Raw genomic sequence first — 15,600 nt, forward strand, 5'->3', positions numbered from 1 at the left:
ACGGCCCCAGCTACCGGCTCAAGAACCGCCTCAAAGCCATCGAACGGGACACCAACGTGGCCTGACCATTGGCCGCGTTCAAACGTACCGGCCCGGCCGCATCGGAGAGTACGCGGACACCACCACCGCGTCGCCCCGCGGCGAGGAACTGGTGCGGTTCCTCGGGGCCGAGACGGTCATCAACTACCACGAGCAGAAGTTCAAGGACCTCCTCAGCGATTACGACGGCGCCTTCGACCTGACCGGCGGACAGGACCTGCAGAACAGCTTCGACATCCTCAAGCGGGGAGCCACGACGGTCTCTGTCGCGGGAATCCCCGATCCGGCCACCGGTCGCGAGATAGGCGCAGGCCCGGTGGTGACCGCTGCACTGAAGGCGGCCAGCGCCAGAATCCGCCATCGGGCCCGGAAGAAGGGGGTCAACTACCGATTCATGTTCATGCACCCCAGCGGACCGGACCTCGCCGTGCTGGCCGACCTCGTCGACAAAGGCAGGCTGAAGACGGTGACCGACCGAGTCTTCCCGTTCGTGCAGATCCCCGAGGCATTCACCTACCTTGAACAGGGCCACGCCAAGGGCAAAGTCGTCGTCCAGCTGTGAACCGCCCCCCTGACTCTCGCGGGAGACCGCCCGCGCCATCCGAGGCCGCTGAGTAGGCACGCGTTGGCAGGGCCCCGGAACCACCGCCGAGGGCCCTGCCAACATTCAAGATCATGCATTTGGTGCTAATGGCTGCTCCGCTGTTCCAACCGAAACCGTCATCGACGGCCTGGCGAAAGAGCGGCGCCGGATCAACGCGGCGATCGACGACCTGATAGCCGCTCGCGACATCCTCGACTCCCTCATCGGACGCCCGCTGCCGTCCCTTCGCGCTGAAGGCGACGGATCCACATCGAGCATTCAGACAGTTCCAATACCCGACTCCACCATTAGTCGGGGAGGAACGTCGTCGTGAAGCCGTCAACCGGGTCGTTGCCCTGCAGTTCGACCGGCAGGGTAACCGTGTGTGGCGCAAGGAAGGGTTTCATGGACTCGGAGCACGTGAGGCGGGCGATCGGCGAGGTCGCCACCGCCTACGGCCTCTGCAAAGAGCCCTCCAACGTCGCGGCCGGCGGGCAAAGCTGTCCTCTGCGGTTCCGCTGTCTGGGCTGCGAGCACTTCCACACCGATGTCTCATACCTCCCCGACCTTGAGGCATACCTCGCTGACCTGCTGCGCAGCCGCGAGAAGCTGATGTCGGCCTTCGAAGCCGACGACTGGGCGCGCAGCGAGGCCATGCCCTCCGAGGAGGAGATCCGAAGAGTCCGTCGGCTCATCTACCGCGTCAAGACCGACCTCGACGACCTGAGCGCCGAGGACCGAGCACAGATCGAGCAGGCCGTCTCCGTGGTTCGCCGCAGCCGGACCGTGATGCTCGGCATGCCCCTCGTCGGACAACCCCTGCCCGACGTCCGCCCCTGGAGATCGGCATGAGCACCGCCATGGCCGACGGCCGCAAAGCCGACACCGAACGGCGCCGGCAACGAGTCGTCACGGCCATCAATAACGCGGCGGAGAAGAATGCCCCGATCAGCGTGTCCGGCATCGCCCGGCAGGCGGGAGTGGACCGCACCTTCCTCTATCGCCACCGCGACCTCCTCGCCCTGATCCATGCCGCCGAGCTGGCACCGGCCCGGCACGACCCGGCGGGCGCGTCACCAGTGAGCCTGGCCTCTCTCCAGACCGACCTCGCCAACGCCCAAGCTCGCAACGCCAGACTCGCCGCACGGAACCAGCAGTTGGAGAAACGACTGTCGGAACTCATGGGTGAGCAGGCCTGGCGCGAGTCGGGGCTGGGGGCGCCCGCCGACATCGAGGAACTTCAGCGCACGATCACCCGGCTGGAACAGCACAACGTCGAACTCACCGCTCGCCTGGAAGAACGCGAGGCAGAGCTCGCTGCCGCCCGCGCAGCGAACCGCGAGCTGACCAAAGCCCTGAACCAGCGCACATGAGCACAAGCGAATGTGCCCGGACACTTGGCTCGGGAACATGGGTTGGTGTCCACAGGGTCAGTGGTCGTCCAGGCTGGAGGGGCCGGAGGCGGTCCGGGTGAGGCTTCCGTTGAGCCAGGCGGCGGTGAGTTCCCTCCGGGAGCGGGAGCCTGTGCGCTGGAACAGTCGTGTCAGGCGCTGTTCCACAGTTTTGGGGCTGCAGGCGAGTTCTGCGGCGATCTGCCGGTTGCTCGCGCCGTCAGTGACCATGCGCACCAGCCTGATGTCGAGTTCGGTCAGTTTCTCCCGGCCTTGGCGGAGTCTGGGGATGGGGATGTTGCGCTGCTGCGCGGCACGGGTGACGGCGGTGCGGAAGGGGCGTCCCAGACCCAGAGTGTGGGCGTTGCGTACGGCCTCCGTCAGCCAGCGCCGGGGGTCGTCGGCGATATGGGTCAGGCACAGGCTGGAGATGACGCTCAGGTGGACGTCGCCTCGGCGCTGGATCGAGCGGTGGGCGGTCAGTGCGCTGTCTGCGTCGTGGTGTGCGATGCCTCGCGCGACGAGGAGGGCCTCGTGGGTCATGGGTGTGGCTGCCTCCTCGTGCAGGGTTTCCACCTCCTCCAGGGCGTGCTGGACCGTCTGCGGCTGATCGTGAAGGGCGGCGAGTGACAGGATGCCCAGCAGCAGCCGCTCGACACCGGCGAGCTGGCCGTTCTTTCGTGCCTGCCGAGCGTCGTGCCAGGCTTCCTCCAGCGCCTCCTCTCGTCGGCCCGACCAGTAACGGACCGCCAGCCGCGCCCGGGCGGCCAGGGGATGAGTGAGGGTGTCTGGGACCAGGTCGAGCCACGTTGTGGCGCGTGCGACGTCCCCGCGCGTGCAGTGGATCTCCGCGGCCAGCGCCCGCGGCAGGTGCGGGGTGCCCGCCGCCGCGTGGGTGCGGCTGCGCACCTCGATGCGGCGGGCTGCCGCCAGCGCGGCGTCCCAATCCCCTGACAGGTAGTCGCGCACCATGCCCCGGTACTGGACGGCGATGCCCTCGGGTGCCGCGACATACCGGTCGCCGAGGACTGCTGCGAGAGCGCCGGCCAGGTCTGCGTAGGCGGCGGCACCGCGCAGCTGGTCCAGGGTGTGATCGTCGATGGCCTCGGGGGGCATGTGCTGCCGTGCCCGGTGCAGCTCGGTGTGGCTGCCCACCGCGGCGATCACCAGGTGCAGTTCGGCGGGCGAGGGCAGCGGTATGCGGCGGCGCTCGGGACCGGTATCCGGGGTGTGGCGGGAGGCCGTTGCCGGCCGGGGCGTCAGCGGGCCGATGCCGTAGAGGCCGCCGAGTGCCGCCAGCCCGGCCGCGGCGGGAAACCGGCCAGCGACCTTGCCGAAGCGAGGGTGGATGCTATCGGCGCAAGGGGCTCGGTGTTCGTGAAGGGCTGCCCACACCCATGCGGCGGCAATGCTCGACAGGCCGGCCGGTTTCTCGACGCCCTCGGTGTGTTCGGTATGCGGTGGGTCCAGGAGGGCGAGCAGCGGCTTACCGAGCGCCAGGAGCCCTTCGTGGTCGCCGTGCCGCAGGCTCAGGCTGCTCGCCTCGTGGAGCACACCACGGGTGCGCTGGTCCTGTGGTGTGAGCCGGTGAAGCGCGGCCGCGTAAGCGCGGGCCGATCGGGGCCAGTTGGTCCCGGCCTCCTGGCGGGCTGCGGCCAGCAGCAGCGGCACGGCGAGGGCATCGTCTAGGAGCGGGCCGGAGGCCGCGACGCGATCGGCCAGCCTCGGGTAGCCGCGGCCGGTGGCTTCGGCACCGAGCTCGTCAGCCAACCGCTTGATGTACCGGGCGGAGTTGCCCTGCACGTCGCGCTGGATGGGCAGGGTCCGTAAGGCCGCGGCGAGCGCCGGGACGGCGAATGACAGGCGGCCCTGCGGGTCCACGGTCAGGATCCCGTCCTTGATCAGGCGGTCCAGTGCGTGCTCAAGGGACCGGGCGCCGGCCGATGGCGTCATCGTGAACGCGTCGTCGATGTGCACTTCGGCGTGGTCCAGTACACGGGCGGTGACGATCGCCGCCTTGATGGTCTTGGAGTCCGCGGGCGTGTCGGGCCAGCCGAACCGGAGCAGCTCGGCCGTCCCGGTGGCCAAGCACAGCCGTTTTTCCGGAAGCGCGAGGCATGAGCGGCCGTCGAGTTCCACCAGGTCCTGCTTGTCCAGCGCGTCGAGCAGCGACAGCACGGCGCGGGGGTTGCCCGCCAGTGTGCCCAGCGCCCGCGACACAGCATCCGCCAGCGCGGGTTCGGCCGGACGGCCGAACCGCCGTGTGATTTGGACGTTGACGAGCGTGGCGACGTCGGCAGGCTGCAGTGGGGGCAGTTCGAGGAACTGGTCGGCCGCGGCCGTCAGCCGGGCGCGGACGGGTTCCGCCGCGGGCCTCGGCCGGCCGGCCATCACCACGGGTATGCCTCGCGGGCGGAAGACCCGCAGCAGCAGCGCCAAAGCGTTGGCGCGGTGCTGCGGCATCCGCTCGACGCTGTCGACTACCAGCGCGAACGGGGTCTGGCGGGATGCCTCCGTCAGTGCCTCGGAGAAGGCGGACAGCGCGCTCGCCCCGCCCTCCCGCGCGGCGGCGAGCAACTGTGCTCGGCGGGCTGCCGTGAGAGGTGGCAGGCAGCCGTCGGGGTCCTCGACGGTCAGGCCGCAGCCTGCGTCGAGGACGGTCGCGTCGGCCGTGTCCTCGGCGTCTTCGTCTTCCCAGCCGAGCCGCACCACTGCGGCGCCGGCCTGGGCTGCCGCACGCTGCGACTGCTCCAGTACCGCGGTCTTGCCCATCCCCGCCTCTGCAGTGACCAACAGGACACGGGCCGCTTCACCGGTGGCATGCAGGGCCTCCACTACGTCGCGGACCGCGCCGTCTCTGCCGATGACCGCTCCACGCTGTTGCCGCACGGTGCCGCTCCGCTCCTTCTCCTCAACCCTGAGGAGAGATGGCTCCTGGCCACTTTCCGTTCCTTCCACCCGGCCGGAAATGAACGGCACTTCTGGCGCCGGAAGTTGGCGCGCCCAGGCCCTGGCGGTTCACGGTGTGGCGACGACGCTCATAATGTCCGCACACCGACGAAAGGCCGGGTGCGGGCACACAGCCGGAGGTGGCCGTGTTCACAGTCCGCCCGGGCATATCTCTGAACAGGGAAGTACTGCACAGTGGCTGCATGGTCGGACACCAACGAACTGATCCGCTGGGGTACGCCCGCGGGCCTGGACCGCACCGGCGACAGTCTGCTCGGCCGCGAGCGCGAGTTGGGGCAGATCCACGACTTCCTGAGTGACCCTGACGGTCCCCGCCTGGTGCTCGTGCGGGGCGAACACGGCGTGGGCCGCAGTGCGTTCCTGAAGGCGGCAGGCGAGCGGCTGCGTGCGCAAGGGACTGCCGTGCTGGCGGTGGACTGTGCGCCGGGCGACGGTGAACACCCGCTGCTGCTGGCGTTACGGCTGGTCATGGCGCTGGAGGAGCACCGGTTGGCCGCGGAGCGGCGGCAGCCTGCCGGACAACCGGTCGCGCGGGCGCTGTCCGCCACCGACCGGCGCGACCGGCCGGCGATGAACACGCTGCTCCGCGCAGCTCTCGCCCAGTCCGCGCCCGTGGCCGTGCTGGTCGACGACGCCCAACATGCCGACCCCGAATCCCTGGCCGTGCTCCGCGGGATCGATTTCCGGCGGCTCGTGTCCGAAGTCCCGCTGGTGGTGTCGGCGGCGCGGCACGTCGAGCGGAGCACGGGCGGAGTGCGGGGGGCCGTGGAACGGCTGGCAGACGTCGCGGGCGCCCGCACCGTGGTACTGCCCCGCCTGGGACCGGAAGACGTGACCGCGCTGGTGGCGCGGCGGTTGCAGGCGACGCCCGACGCCGCACTGGCCCGGCGGGCATACGAAGTCACCCGCGGGGTCCCGGGGGCGATCGACGCCCTGCTCACCGGCTGGACACGGCGGGGCGAGATCCGACTCGCCGACGGCCACGCCTTCCTCGGCGCGAGGACGCCGGTTCCGGTGCTGCCGGACGGCGACCGGTTCGTCACGGCACTGGACGCGCTGGGCGAGCCGTGTCGCGCGGTGGCCGCGGCGCTGAGCATCCTGTGGCCGCTCGGCTGTCCGCCCTCGCGGTCGAGGCGCTCTGGGCGGACGCGGACGCGACGCGCGCCGGGCAGGCGATACGCCCGGCAGCCGCCTTGCTCGACGAGGCGGAAACGCAGATCTACCTGGCGGACCGGATCGCGGACGCGGGCATCCTGGTCGACCGTGAACGCGCGGTGGCCGAGTTGACGGCCACCGCCGAACAGGTGGTGCCCGACCCCGAGGGTCGGGGGATGCTCCGGTGGTTCCGGGCCGCCGCCCACCTGAGCGAGCAGCCCGCGGCCCGCGGTCTGGCCCTGCAACGCTACGTCAGGGCCGCCTACACGGCGGGCGACCACCAGACCGGGCGGACCATCGCGGAAACGATGCTGCGCAACCCGGGAGGAGCACTGACCGAACTGGCACTGCAGGAGGCGGCCTGCCTTCTCGTGGCGGAGACGGCCAAGGCGATGGACTGGCCGAAGCTGTCCCGGCTGGCGACGGCACGCTGGTGGGACGAACTGCCGATACCCGCCCTGGCCAGGGTGTGCGGCCAGGCCCTGGCCCTGTGCCAGCTGGCGAGGTGGCAGGAGGCACGGGAGCTGCTCTTCCGGACGGAACCGGTGTGGAACACCAGCCCACCTGCCCGTGCGAAGCCCAGGATTTTCAGCGCAGCGGCGGAACTGGTGCTGGGCCGGCCGGAGCCCTTCCGACGCGAACTGGCCATGCGGGAGGCGCCGGAGCTGCCCCCCGAGGAGGTGTACTCGCTTGCCGTGGGCCTGTTCGACGAACTGGCCCACGGCTGGGACCTGGCCGCGGCGGAAACCCTGCTGGAGACCCTCGGGCTGAGCGTGGAGGTACTGCCCCCGCTCAGCCGGTTCCTCTGGCACCACCTCACCGGCCGGTGGGACCAGGCCCTGGAGTCGGCCCGCCCGCTGCTGGCGAACAACGAGGTCCAGGCCCCTACGGCGGACAGTTTTCCGCTCCCCGCGCGGACCGCGGCCATCCTCCTCGCCCGGGGCCGTACCACCAGTGCCCTGCGCGTACTGGAAAGCGTATGGGACCCGCAGGAGGCTCCACCGGCGTACTCCATGAACGCCGCCGAAGCAGAAGTGCTCAGAACCCTCGGCGACCTGAACGGCGCCGAGAAGACGCTGCGCCGCGGGCTGGACACGGCACAGACGCACGCCCACGTCTACGGCACGGAAGAGCTGTGGGCCCTGCTCGCCGAGGTGACGTCCGAAGTGGGACGCACCGCCGAAGCGGTGACCTGCCTGGAACGCCTGGAGCGGATCGCCGCCCGGACGGGCAGCGGACGGGCACGGCTCAGGTATCTCCTGACCTCGGCCCGGGTCCTGCGCCAGGACGCCCCCGACACCGCCTGCGGACACCTGTGCGAGGCGGTGGAACTGGCCCGCTCCCGCGGCCTGCCGTTCGAGACGGCGACCACCCTGGTGGCGGCCGCCACCGCGGGTGCGGTCCCGGCCGCGCTGCTGCACGAGGCGTATGAACTGTTCGGCCTGACGGGCGCCGCCTTGTGGCGCTTCCACACGAGGACCGCGCTGCGCGAGGCCGGACTGACCGTCCCCGGCCGCAGAGAGGCCACCGCCGAGAACGACCACCTGCTTGCCACGCTGATCGCCGAACAGCTCACCAACCGTCAAATCGCCACCGTCCTAGACACCAAAGAAGACGCAGTGGCCAACCGCCTGTCCCGGCTGTTCGCCCGCACCGGAAGACGCTCCCGCACCGAACTCGCCGCCTCGGTACTCACCGGCACCCTCTGACACAGCAAGGCCCCGCGCTGCCGGGCTTGTACCGGTCGCACGGTCGCTGCCGCCATTGCGGGTCCCGACCGGCTGTGAACATCCGGTTCGCGACAGGTTTCCCTGTACTTAGCCGCTGAACGGCCCAGGCCGCTGAAACGGCTGCTCACGCCTGGCACGATCGTGACCCGTGAGACACGGAGTACGGCACCGCGCAGCCGTCAGTCGCCGTTGCCCACCATGTGGGTCGCGCAGCTGGACCACGCTGTTTCCTGATTCGAGGCGGACGAATTATCGGTAGACGTTTGCCGGTATCAATGCGCCCCGAATCCGGTTGAATCCGCACTGGACGCGATCCGGCCCGGAGGCGGGGCAAACGCGAGCTGATGTAGACACCACGCACTCGAAAGACGAGAAACCCGTGAACCATAGGCATTCCAGCAGCGTGGCCGTCACCACGGGTGCCAGTGCCAGCCGCGGGGCACGATCCCGCACCGCCCGCTCACGTCCCGAAATGTCCGGGTTCATTGGATGCGCCTGGCGCCTGTCGTCAAACGCTCGTTTGCCGACAGGAGCACCCGCGGCAGCTCCTGCCAGGAATACCTGACAGTCCGTCGATGAAGCGCCAGAGCGCCGCAATGTGGAATGACGAGCGAGACGGCCGGCGCATCCATGAGGGACTTGCCCGGGGGCTTGGCTAGGCCAGTCACCGGCGGTCGCGCCTGGAACTGGCACCGCTGGCAGCAGTGGGACTTGTGGCAGGAAACGGGGCTCGTGACGTTCCCGAACCATCCCGGTGAGCCTCAGCATGTGCGCGCGGAATGCCAGTGCACCTGGCACGGCCAGGCGCGACCGGTGGACATGGCTCCTGCGACCGCCACAGCCGCGGTCAAGGCCGACTGGGACAAACACATCGCAGCAGCAGAACACCGGACAGACGAATCACTCGCGCATACGGGCTGACGCGGGCGAGTCGAGCATCGCTTTGAGGATGCGTTGCAGCTCGATGCGGTCCTGGGGGGTGACCCTCGCCAACCTGCGGTCGTACTCCGCTGCGAGGGCTGCAAGTGCTCGATCGCGTGCTTTCGTGCCCTCGTCGGTCAGTACGAGCCGGTGACGCCGCAGGTCCGCCTCGTCGATCTCGCGGCGGATGAAGCCCTTGGTGACGAGGTTGCGGACGTAGACCGTCACGCTGGCCTTGGGCAGCAGCAGCGCGGTCGCGATCTCAGCCGGGTACGGCGATGCCTCCACCTCGGCCAGGACGAAGAACTCCTTCGTCTCCAACCCGAGCTCGGCCAGCTCCTCCGTGCAGGCATCCATCACGACTGCCAGCAGCCGCTGGTTCAGCGTCCACAGCTGCGCCCCGTCGACCGACATGCGGTCCCTCCATCCATGTGGTACAGTTTCGTATTAGTTCTAAATCGTACAAGATGAGGTCTTGTACTGGACTTCTATGGAACAACAATCTCACGAAGGAAGCCAGCCATGATCCAGCACCTCACGATCCCGCGCGGTCCCATCGACCTCGCCGCTAACCTCCACCTGCCCGACAACGCCGACAGCAGCGCACCGCTGCCCGCCGTCGTGCTCTCCACCCCAGGCAGCAGCGTGAAGGAACAGATCGGCGCCAACTACGCCTCCCGTCTCGCCGCCCGCGGCATCGCCGCGCTCGTCCTCGACCCCGCCCACCAGGGCCAGAGCGAGGGCGAGCCCCGCGACCTCGAAGACCCCTACCGCCGAGGCGAGGACATCTCCTACGCCATCGACCTGCTCACCACGACCCCCGGCATCGACCCGCAGCGCATCGGCGTCCTCGGCATCTGCGCCGGTGGAGGCTACGCCGTGCACACCGCCCGCACGGACCACCGCATCAAAGCGGTCGGCACAGTCGTCCCCGTCAACATCGGCGCCGCGTTCCGCAGCTTCTCCCCCGACGGTCCGGCCGCAGCACTCGACGCCCTCGCGGACGCACGGACCGAAGAGGCCCGCTCCGGCGAGATGACCCGCGTGAACTGGCTGCCCGACACCCTCGAGGACGCCACGGCAGCGGGCCTGACCGACATCGACACCACTCAGGCCGTCACCTACTACCGCACCGAGCGCGGCGGCAACGAACACTCCACGAACCGGCGCCTCCTGCGCGGCGACTCCCTCCTGCTGGGCTACGACGCCTTCCACCTGGCCGATCAGCTCATGACCCAGCCCCTCCAGGTCATCCTCGCCGGACGCATCGGCAACACCGGCTCCTACGACACTGGCATGCAGCTGTGGAAGCTGGCCCCCAACCCCGTCGACCTCATGGTGATCGATGGCGCCGGCCACTACGAGATGTACGACGAACCCGCATACGTCGACGCCGCCGTCGAACGACTCACCAGCTTCTACGCGAACAACCTGTGACTGCGGGCATGGACGACGCCTCACTGGACCGGCTCGGTACGGGCAAGTATCTGCTGGTCACCAGCTACCGCAGGAACGGCACCCCGGTCGCCACCCCCGTCTGGGTGGTGCGTGACGGCGACGCGCTCGGCGTCTGGACGGCCGCGGACTCCTGGAAGGTCAAGCGGATCCGGGCCCGCGCCGATGTCCTCGTCGGCCCCTGCGATCTGCGCGGCAATTCGACGGGCGACCAGGTTCCCGCCACCGCCGAGATCTGCGACGCCGCCACCACGGCCCGCTATCGGCAGCTCATCGCCCGCAAGTACGGCATCATCGGCCGCCTCAGCCTCCTCGGCAGCCGACTGCGCCGAGGTGAGGCCGGAACGCTCGGCATCCGGGTGACGCCGACGCCGTGACGCGCATGCGGAGCGCGGCGAGTGCATGCTGGTCACTGTCGAGCGCCGAGTGGACCTCGGCCGCCGTCCGGTTCTCGCGGACCGCTGCGACTACTCGTCCTCGCTGTCCTCCTCCCCCTCGGCCTCCGCCGGGTCGCGCATAAGAACTCAACCGGCACGGGCCGGAGGGTAGCTGGGCTGACGCCGCATCAGTTAGCCGTCGCCCGAACCCCTGCGCGGAAGATCCCTTCCGTGGTATCGACCCCTGGGACCATGATCGTTCTCATCGATAACCACGGTTCCGTTGATCCCCGAGGCCGTAGAGTCCCGCGAGTTCACGCAAACTGAAGGGTTCTCGGTGGGAACTCAAGGGTCCGTCGTCGGGCTCTGCGGAGTTGCTTCCGTGGGTTCCAGGCCAACTCGCGACCTTGCCGTTCCTGGTCCCCTGGACGGGTAAGACGCCGAGCGGGTTAGCCAAGAGGGCGGCGGTAGCGCAACTTGTTGAGAGAAGCCCCACCGGTGGTGTCTTCCACGGCTGTTCCGTCTGCGCGCCAGCCGGCAGCTTCGTAGAAGCGCCGGGCGCGACGATTGTCTTCCAGGACCCACAAGGTGGCTTGCGTGTACTCGGCCTGTCGGAGAGTCGGCAACATGGCCAGCATCAAGTGCTTCCCGATCCCAGTGCCCCAGACCTCGGGCATCGCGTAAAGCGTGCCGATTTCTGCGGCGGCAGGGGTCTCCTGAGACGGGCCGAAACCTGCGAATCCGACGATCCCCGCCTCGGTTTCGGCTACCAGTACTCCCGACGATGGCCATCGTGCCTCCGCGATGCGTGTCTTCCACTCGGACTCTTCGCGGCTTGGGTCCATGGCGTCGAGGTAGGGCTGGGGGACAAGACCGGCAAAGGCCGCCTGCCAGGAGCGCACGTAAACACCGGCGACCGCTGATGCGTCATCAGGCCATGCCTGTCGAGTCTGCATGACCGTCATTCTTCAAGTCTCGTCAATCCGGGCCAAGTTCTTTTCCCGGGGGCGATGCCGAGTGCTCGGCTGCCTGTTCCAGTAGTGCCCGTGCGGAGTCCGCGTAGCGCATCGCGGTCTTCTCGTCGAGCCCGAACACCTCGGCGAGGTGAAGCGGATCGGGCCCGTGGGTCAGGGCCTCTTCGAGCTGCCGGTCGACGCGGAGCCGCTCCAGCGTCGCGTCCTGGCCGCGCGTCGCGGCGCTGATCCAGTGGTTGCTGGCGCGGCTGGTCTTGGTTGCGGTCTGGTTGTTGATCAGTAGGTGGAGGTTCGCGGTGTTCGGCCACCGGTTTCGCCGGTGCTCCAGCCAGTCCAGCAGCAGTTTCAGGGTGAGGTCGTCGAGCGGGCGGACGCGTCCGGCGATGGTCAGCCGTCGGTTGCCGGGGTCGACGTCGTCGAGCATGAGGTTGGCGATTTGGGCGACCCGGGCGGCGTGGACCGCTGCGAGGGCGAGGATGAGCCGCGTCGCCGGGGTGGTGGCAGCCGCGACGGAGCGGTCGACCTGGGCGGGGACGAGCGGTTGCAGCACGGCGTACTCGTATTGCCCGACCTTAATCCGGCTGGTGGGGTTGCGGAAGATCAGCCCGTTCCGCTTGGCCCATGTGAACAGCGAGCGCAGGGCGACGAGTTGGTCGTGGCGCTGGTGACCGTGCAGTGTCTTGACGTAGGTGAGGACGTCGCCGCGGGTCACTTCGCGCAGGTGGTCGTAGGGGTTCGACCATTCCAGCAGGGCCGGGCGGACTCGGTTGAGGTAGAGCCAGACCGTGCCTTCCCGTCGCGGGAGGCTGCGGGGGCCGCCGTCGCGCAGGACGCGGGTCCAGCGCTCGGCCTCCGAGCGGATGCCGGGTGCGAGACCCTCCAGCCTCTCGGCGAGCCAGCGTTCGAAGGAGGGTTCGCTGTCGTCCTCGAAGATCCCCATCTCGTCCAGGACCGTGACGGTGTGGCCGACCGGCAGGTCCAGGGCCCGCAGCGGGGCGAAGATCTCCGTGTGCCGGATGACGTCGCCCTCGACGTAGCCGGTGAGGACGAGGGCCAGGCCGCGGTTGACGGCGAAGCGGATGTTGCGTCCCCAGCCGCGGGTCTCGGCGAGCCGGTGGGAGAGGTACTTTGCCCAGGCCAGCCACGGGCTGGCCAGGTCGGCGTCGGCCAGGGCGAGCCGGCTATAGTCACGGGGGATCTGTGCGAACAGCGGTAGCTGCCGCCAGCCAGGATCCGGGCGCCAGGCCTGTGAAGGAGGCGGCTTGCGTGGGGCTCCCCGCCGTTCTCCGCGCGTCCGAGCCGCGGGGGTCGGTCTCCTGCGGTAGTGCATCCCGACGAAGAACAGTTGGTGATGCCGGACGGCGGCGAGCCGGTTCCGCACGTCCGTCTCGTCCGTGGGCTGGCCGCCGATGTGCTTCGCACTGAGGCGGGCCTGGCACCAGCACAGGCGGCAGTAGTTCCACTTCAGCGGCCGGACGCGGCGGCAGCCGGTGCATGCGGCCGCATCGTGGCCGCGGCCGAACATGTAGCAGGTGGGGCAGAGGCGGCCGCTGAAGTTTCCCCAGGCCAGGCAGCTGTCGCAGGAGTCGGTGGGCTTGACGTAGCCCTTCGGGAACCGTGCCATCGGCTCACTCCGGTGGCAGCGACCGGCCGTCCCGGCGCTTGGGGATCACCTTCGGTGCGGCGGTTCCCGCGCCGACCGCGGCCCGTTCGGTCTCCTCTGCCTGGCCGGGGCGGTGGACCTTCTCCGGTTCGGGGATCAGCAGGTCTCCGATCTCGCAGCCGAGGACCACGCAGATGACGTCCAGGTCCTCCAGCTTGAGGGAGACCGGCTGGCCGGACCACAGCCCGGACATCTTGCCGGCCGAGATCACCAGGCCGTGCTCGGCCAGGCTCCGCTGGAGCTCGGACGCCTTCCAGATACCCTTGTTCGCGGCGGTCAGCCGCAGGTTCCACCTCATCGGGCCAGTCCTTCCAGCCGCTTCGCGGCCCGTTCCATCCCGGCGACCCAGGCGTCCTCGACCCGGGTCTGCTGCACGTGGATATACCGCATGGTCGTGGCGATCCAGGAATGTCCGAGAACCTCCTGGATTGCGAGCAAGTCCAGCCCGTTTCCATAGAGTTGGGACGCGCAGAAGTGCCGCAGGACGTGCGGTGTCAACCTGCCTGTCCAGCTCGGCAGATGAGCCTGGACCGCGTTGTCGAGCCCGTTGCGCAGGGCGTCGTCGCCGACCCTGCGGGCGGAGCCGTCGGTGTTCTTACGCTCGGAGGGAAACAGTGGGGCACCCGGGCGAGTGTGATCGTCGTCGAACTGACCCCACACGTCCTCGATGAACCACCGCAGTGTCCGGTCGGCACCGTTGATCAGCGGAACCATCCGCTCGCGCGGCCCCGAGCCGCGGGCTCCCTTGCCGTGGCGGACGTGGAGTTTGCCGAAGCGGCCCAGGTCCCATTTGATGTCGTCCAGGTCGAGCCCACATGCCTCGCTCACCCGCAGACCGACCTGGGACATCAGCTTCGAGGCGGTGTAGTTCCGGGCGGTGGGGGCGAACTTCCGGCAGGCGGCCAGCTCGCCGCCCCAGCCGGTGAACAACGTCCCGATCTCCGGTTCACTCGGCGGGATCCGCAGCTGGGCGTCCTTGGCCCCGCGCGGCCGGTTCATCTCGTCGATCGGGCACTCGACCACCCGGCCGGTCATCCGATGGATCTCGACCTTGTGCCGAAGCTCCAAGAACATGAAATACGTGCTCAACGCCTGCGACCGGCCCAGCCGGGTGCCGCTCGGCGAGTGCCGCAGCACTTTCCCGAAGTACACGTCCGCGTCAGCGGGCTCCATGTCCCACAAGGGCCGGCCGAACCAGGTCCTGATCTGATCCAGGTGACCGACGTCCCCGCGGATGGTGCCGTCCGCCAGCCCTGCTGAGGCCCGTGCCAGGACGAACCCGGACAGCACATCGGTCTCGAACCGCTCCAGCTCCTCAGCCGACGCTGGCGCCCAATGCTCACGCAGGTCTCGTACGACTGCCAGCGCCGCCAACCCGAGCCCCCTCACCTTCGACCCGACTGCGAATCGGTCGGACGAGATGAGAACGCTTCAAGAATCCCGAAGTTACGTCACAAGTCGGCAGAGCACACGAAGGAGGAAGAACCCCCTGGCCACGGGCCCAGGGACTCAGCGGGGCTCAGGGGAACTCACGGGATGTCGCACATGCGTGCGGGGTGTTCGAGGTGTCGTTTCGGCGGTCGTCGACCGAGGCGGAGGGCGCCGAAGATCCGGCGGCAGATCCCGGCTGCGCAATCAGTTGCGATGCGGCTGAGGAGCCACTGCCACCGATGGCCTACCGGACCTTCGCATGGGCACGCATCTGTTCTGCCAGCCGCCCTAGTTCGGCCGCCGTCGCAGGGGAGACGTCGCTGAGCCCGCTGTGTACGGCCGTTGGGCTGCGCAGGAAGCGCCGCAGCAGGGCCACGAGCAGCCCTTCCGGCAGGGTCTGCAGTGCGAGAAACGCGCGGGGGACCGGCGGGGTCGGCAGGGCGGCCAGGTTCTGCCGCATGAGGTGGAGCATGCCGCCGACCGCGTCGGGATCGTCGGCCAGCGCTACCGGGCCGCCCGCCGCGTGCACCGCCTGCCCGAGGGGTACCTCGAACGCGGCGTGTGTCTTGAGCCAGGCATCCATCCGCGGCTCGGCCTTGGCTTTGATCCCGGCGGTGCGGAACTCCCGGACGATCCGCTCCAGGCGCGGGGTGGTCCGGCCGTCGGGTTCGCCGATCGGCATCGGGACCCGGCTGGTCATGAAGTTGGTCGCGCGGTAGCGGACTACGTCGCCGTCCATCGTGCCGCCCAGTGCCGGGAAGCCGAGCAGCACTCGCTCGTGGCCGATCGCCACGCCCAGCGGCTCCGCGCCGGCCGCCCAGTTGTGCAGGAACAGCACGTCGCCTTCGAGGCCGGCGAGTGACTCCAGCACCGCGTCGACTTGATGGGTGCGGACAAGGACGGCGGTCAGG

At 69.3% G+C, this 15,600-nt stretch carries 13 protein-coding genes; 6 read left to right on the top strand and 7 right to left on the bottom strand.

Annotation, left to right across the window (positions count from 1 at the left end; genetic code table 11):
- Positions 1 to 151: 151 nt before the first annotated feature.
- The 3 genes from EF387_RS45340 to EF387_RS45355 all read left to right on the top strand — a co-directional run bounded on the left by EF387_RS45340 (position 152) and on the right by EF387_RS45355 (position 1,995).
- The gene (locus tag EF387_RS45340) at positions 152 to 601 is read left to right on the top strand and encodes a zinc-binding dehydrogenase (RefSeq protein ID WP_162467356.1); all 450 of its coding nucleotides are present in this window, start codon (positions 152 to 154) and stop codon (positions 599 to 601) included.
- Positions 602 to 1,027: 426 nt separating this feature from the next.
- Entirely contained in the window at positions 1,028 to 1,474 is a 447-nt protein-coding gene (locus tag EF387_RS45350) for a transposase (protein WP_238432078.1), read from the top strand.
- Entirely contained in the window at positions 1,471 to 1,995 is a 525-nt protein-coding gene (locus tag EF387_RS45355; protein ID WP_238432079.1) for a DUF6262 family protein, read from the top strand. Before EF387_RS45350 ends, EF387_RS45355 begins: the two co-directional genes overlap by 4 nt.
- Before the next feature lie 57 nt (positions 1,996 to 2,052).
- Here EF387_RS45355 and EF387_RS45360 read toward each other — a convergent pair whose 3' ends face one another.
- Positions 2,053 to 4,902 carry a helix-turn-helix transcriptional regulator gene (locus tag EF387_RS45360; protein WP_128382423.1) on the bottom strand — a complete coding sequence of 950 codons (2,850 nt, stop codon included), beginning with the start codon at positions 4,900 to 4,902 and terminating at the stop codon, positions 2,053 to 2,055.
- Between the two features lie 255 nt (positions 4,903 to 5,157).
- On the opposite strand from EF387_RS45360, the gene EF387_RS49230 reads away from it, so the two are divergent.
- Positions 5,158 to 6,270 (top strand): ATP-binding protein, encoded by a 1,113-nt coding sequence (locus EF387_RS49230; RefSeq protein ID WP_238432080.1) that lies wholly within the window; start codon positions 5,158 to 5,160, stop codon positions 6,268 to 6,270.
- 2,498 nt (positions 6,271 to 8,768) lie between these two features.
- On the opposite strand, the gene EF387_RS45370 is transcribed toward EF387_RS49230, so the two are convergent.
- The gene (locus EF387_RS45370; protein ID WP_128382424.1) at positions 8,769 to 9,203 is read right to left on the bottom strand and encodes a MarR family winged helix-turn-helix transcriptional regulator; all 435 of its coding nucleotides are present in this window, start codon (positions 9,201 to 9,203) and stop codon (positions 8,769 to 8,771) included.
- 87 nt (positions 9,204 to 9,290) lie between these two features.
- Between EF387_RS45370 and EF387_RS45375 the strand changes: the two genes are divergently transcribed.
- Both EF387_RS45375 and EF387_RS45380 read left to right on the top strand, forming a co-directional pair.
- Entirely contained in the window at positions 9,291 to 10,226 is a 936-nt protein-coding gene (locus EF387_RS45375) for an alpha/beta hydrolase (RefSeq protein WP_476691255.1), read from the top strand.
- An 8-nt stretch (positions 10,227 to 10,234) separates the two neighbouring features.
- Positions 10,235 to 10,621, top strand: coding sequence for a PPOX class F420-dependent oxidoreductase (locus EF387_RS45380; protein ID WP_128382426.1), 387 nt, complete (start codon positions 10,235 to 10,237; stop codon positions 10,619 to 10,621).
- A gap of 449 nt (positions 10,622 to 11,070) precedes the next feature.
- Here the strand turns inward: EF387_RS45380 and EF387_RS45385 are convergent, their stop codons facing one another.
- The 5 genes from EF387_RS45385 to EF387_RS47290 all read right to left on the bottom strand — a co-directional run.
- Positions 11,071 to 11,586, bottom strand: coding sequence for a GNAT family N-acetyltransferase (locus EF387_RS45385; RefSeq protein WP_238432081.1), 516 nt, complete (start codon positions 11,584 to 11,586; stop codon positions 11,071 to 11,073).
- A 13-nt stretch (positions 11,587 to 11,599) separates the two neighbouring features.
- Entirely contained in the window at positions 11,600 to 13,219 is a 1,620-nt protein-coding gene (locus EF387_RS45390; RefSeq protein WP_128382427.1) for a hypothetical protein, read from the bottom strand.
- A gap of 4 nt (positions 13,220 to 13,223) precedes the next feature.
- Positions 13,224 to 13,556 (bottom strand): helix-turn-helix domain-containing protein, encoded by a 333-nt coding sequence (locus EF387_RS45395; RefSeq protein WP_128382428.1) that lies wholly within the window; start codon positions 13,554 to 13,556, stop codon positions 13,224 to 13,226.
- Positions 13,553 to 14,632 carry a tyrosine-type recombinase/integrase gene (locus EF387_RS45400; RefSeq protein WP_128382429.1) on the bottom strand — a complete coding sequence of 360 codons (1,080 nt, stop codon included), beginning with the start codon at positions 14,630 to 14,632 and terminating at the stop codon, positions 13,553 to 13,555. Before EF387_RS45400 ends, EF387_RS45395 begins: the two co-directional genes overlap by 4 nt.
- Before the next feature lie 301 nt (positions 14,633 to 14,933).
- Positions 14,934 to 15,600, bottom strand: a 667-nt coding sequence (locus tag EF387_RS47290; RefSeq protein ID WP_128382430.1) for a ketopantoate reductase family protein, incomplete at its 5' end; no start/stop codon positions are given.

It is taken from the genome of Streptomyces cavernae (genome assembly GCF_004023625.1).
GTDB lineage: Bacteria > Actinomycetota > Actinomycetes > Streptomycetales > Streptomycetaceae > Streptomyces > Streptomyces cavernae.

Bases quoted from the DNA above. Each gene is read 5' to 3' on its own strand.
- EF387_RS45370 (WP_128382424.1), bottom strand. From the start codon at position 9,203: ATGTCGGTCGACGGGGCGCAGCTGTGGACGCTGAACCAGCGGCTGCTG.
- EF387_RS45385 (WP_238432081.1), bottom strand. From the start codon at position 11,586: ATGACGGTCATGCAGACTCGACAGGCATGGCCTGATGACGCATCAGCG.
- EF387_RS45355 (WP_238432079.1), top strand. From the start codon at position 1,471: ATGAGCACCGCCATGGCCGACGGCCGCAAAGCCGACACCGAACGGCGC.
- EF387_RS45390 (WP_128382427.1), bottom strand. From the start codon at position 13,219: ATGGCACGGTTCCCGAAGGGCTACGTCAAGCCCACCGACTCCTGCGAC.
- EF387_RS45395 (WP_128382428.1), bottom strand. From the start codon at position 13,556: ATGAGGTGGAACCTGCGGCTGACCGCCGCGAACAAGGGTATCTGGAAG.
- EF387_RS45380 (WP_128382426.1), top strand. From the start codon at position 10,235: ATGGACGACGCCTCACTGGACCGGCTCGGTACGGGCAAGTATCTGCTG.
- EF387_RS45350 (WP_238432078.1), top strand. From the start codon at position 1,028: ATGGACTCGGAGCACGTGAGGCGGGCGATCGGCGAGGTCGCCACCGCC.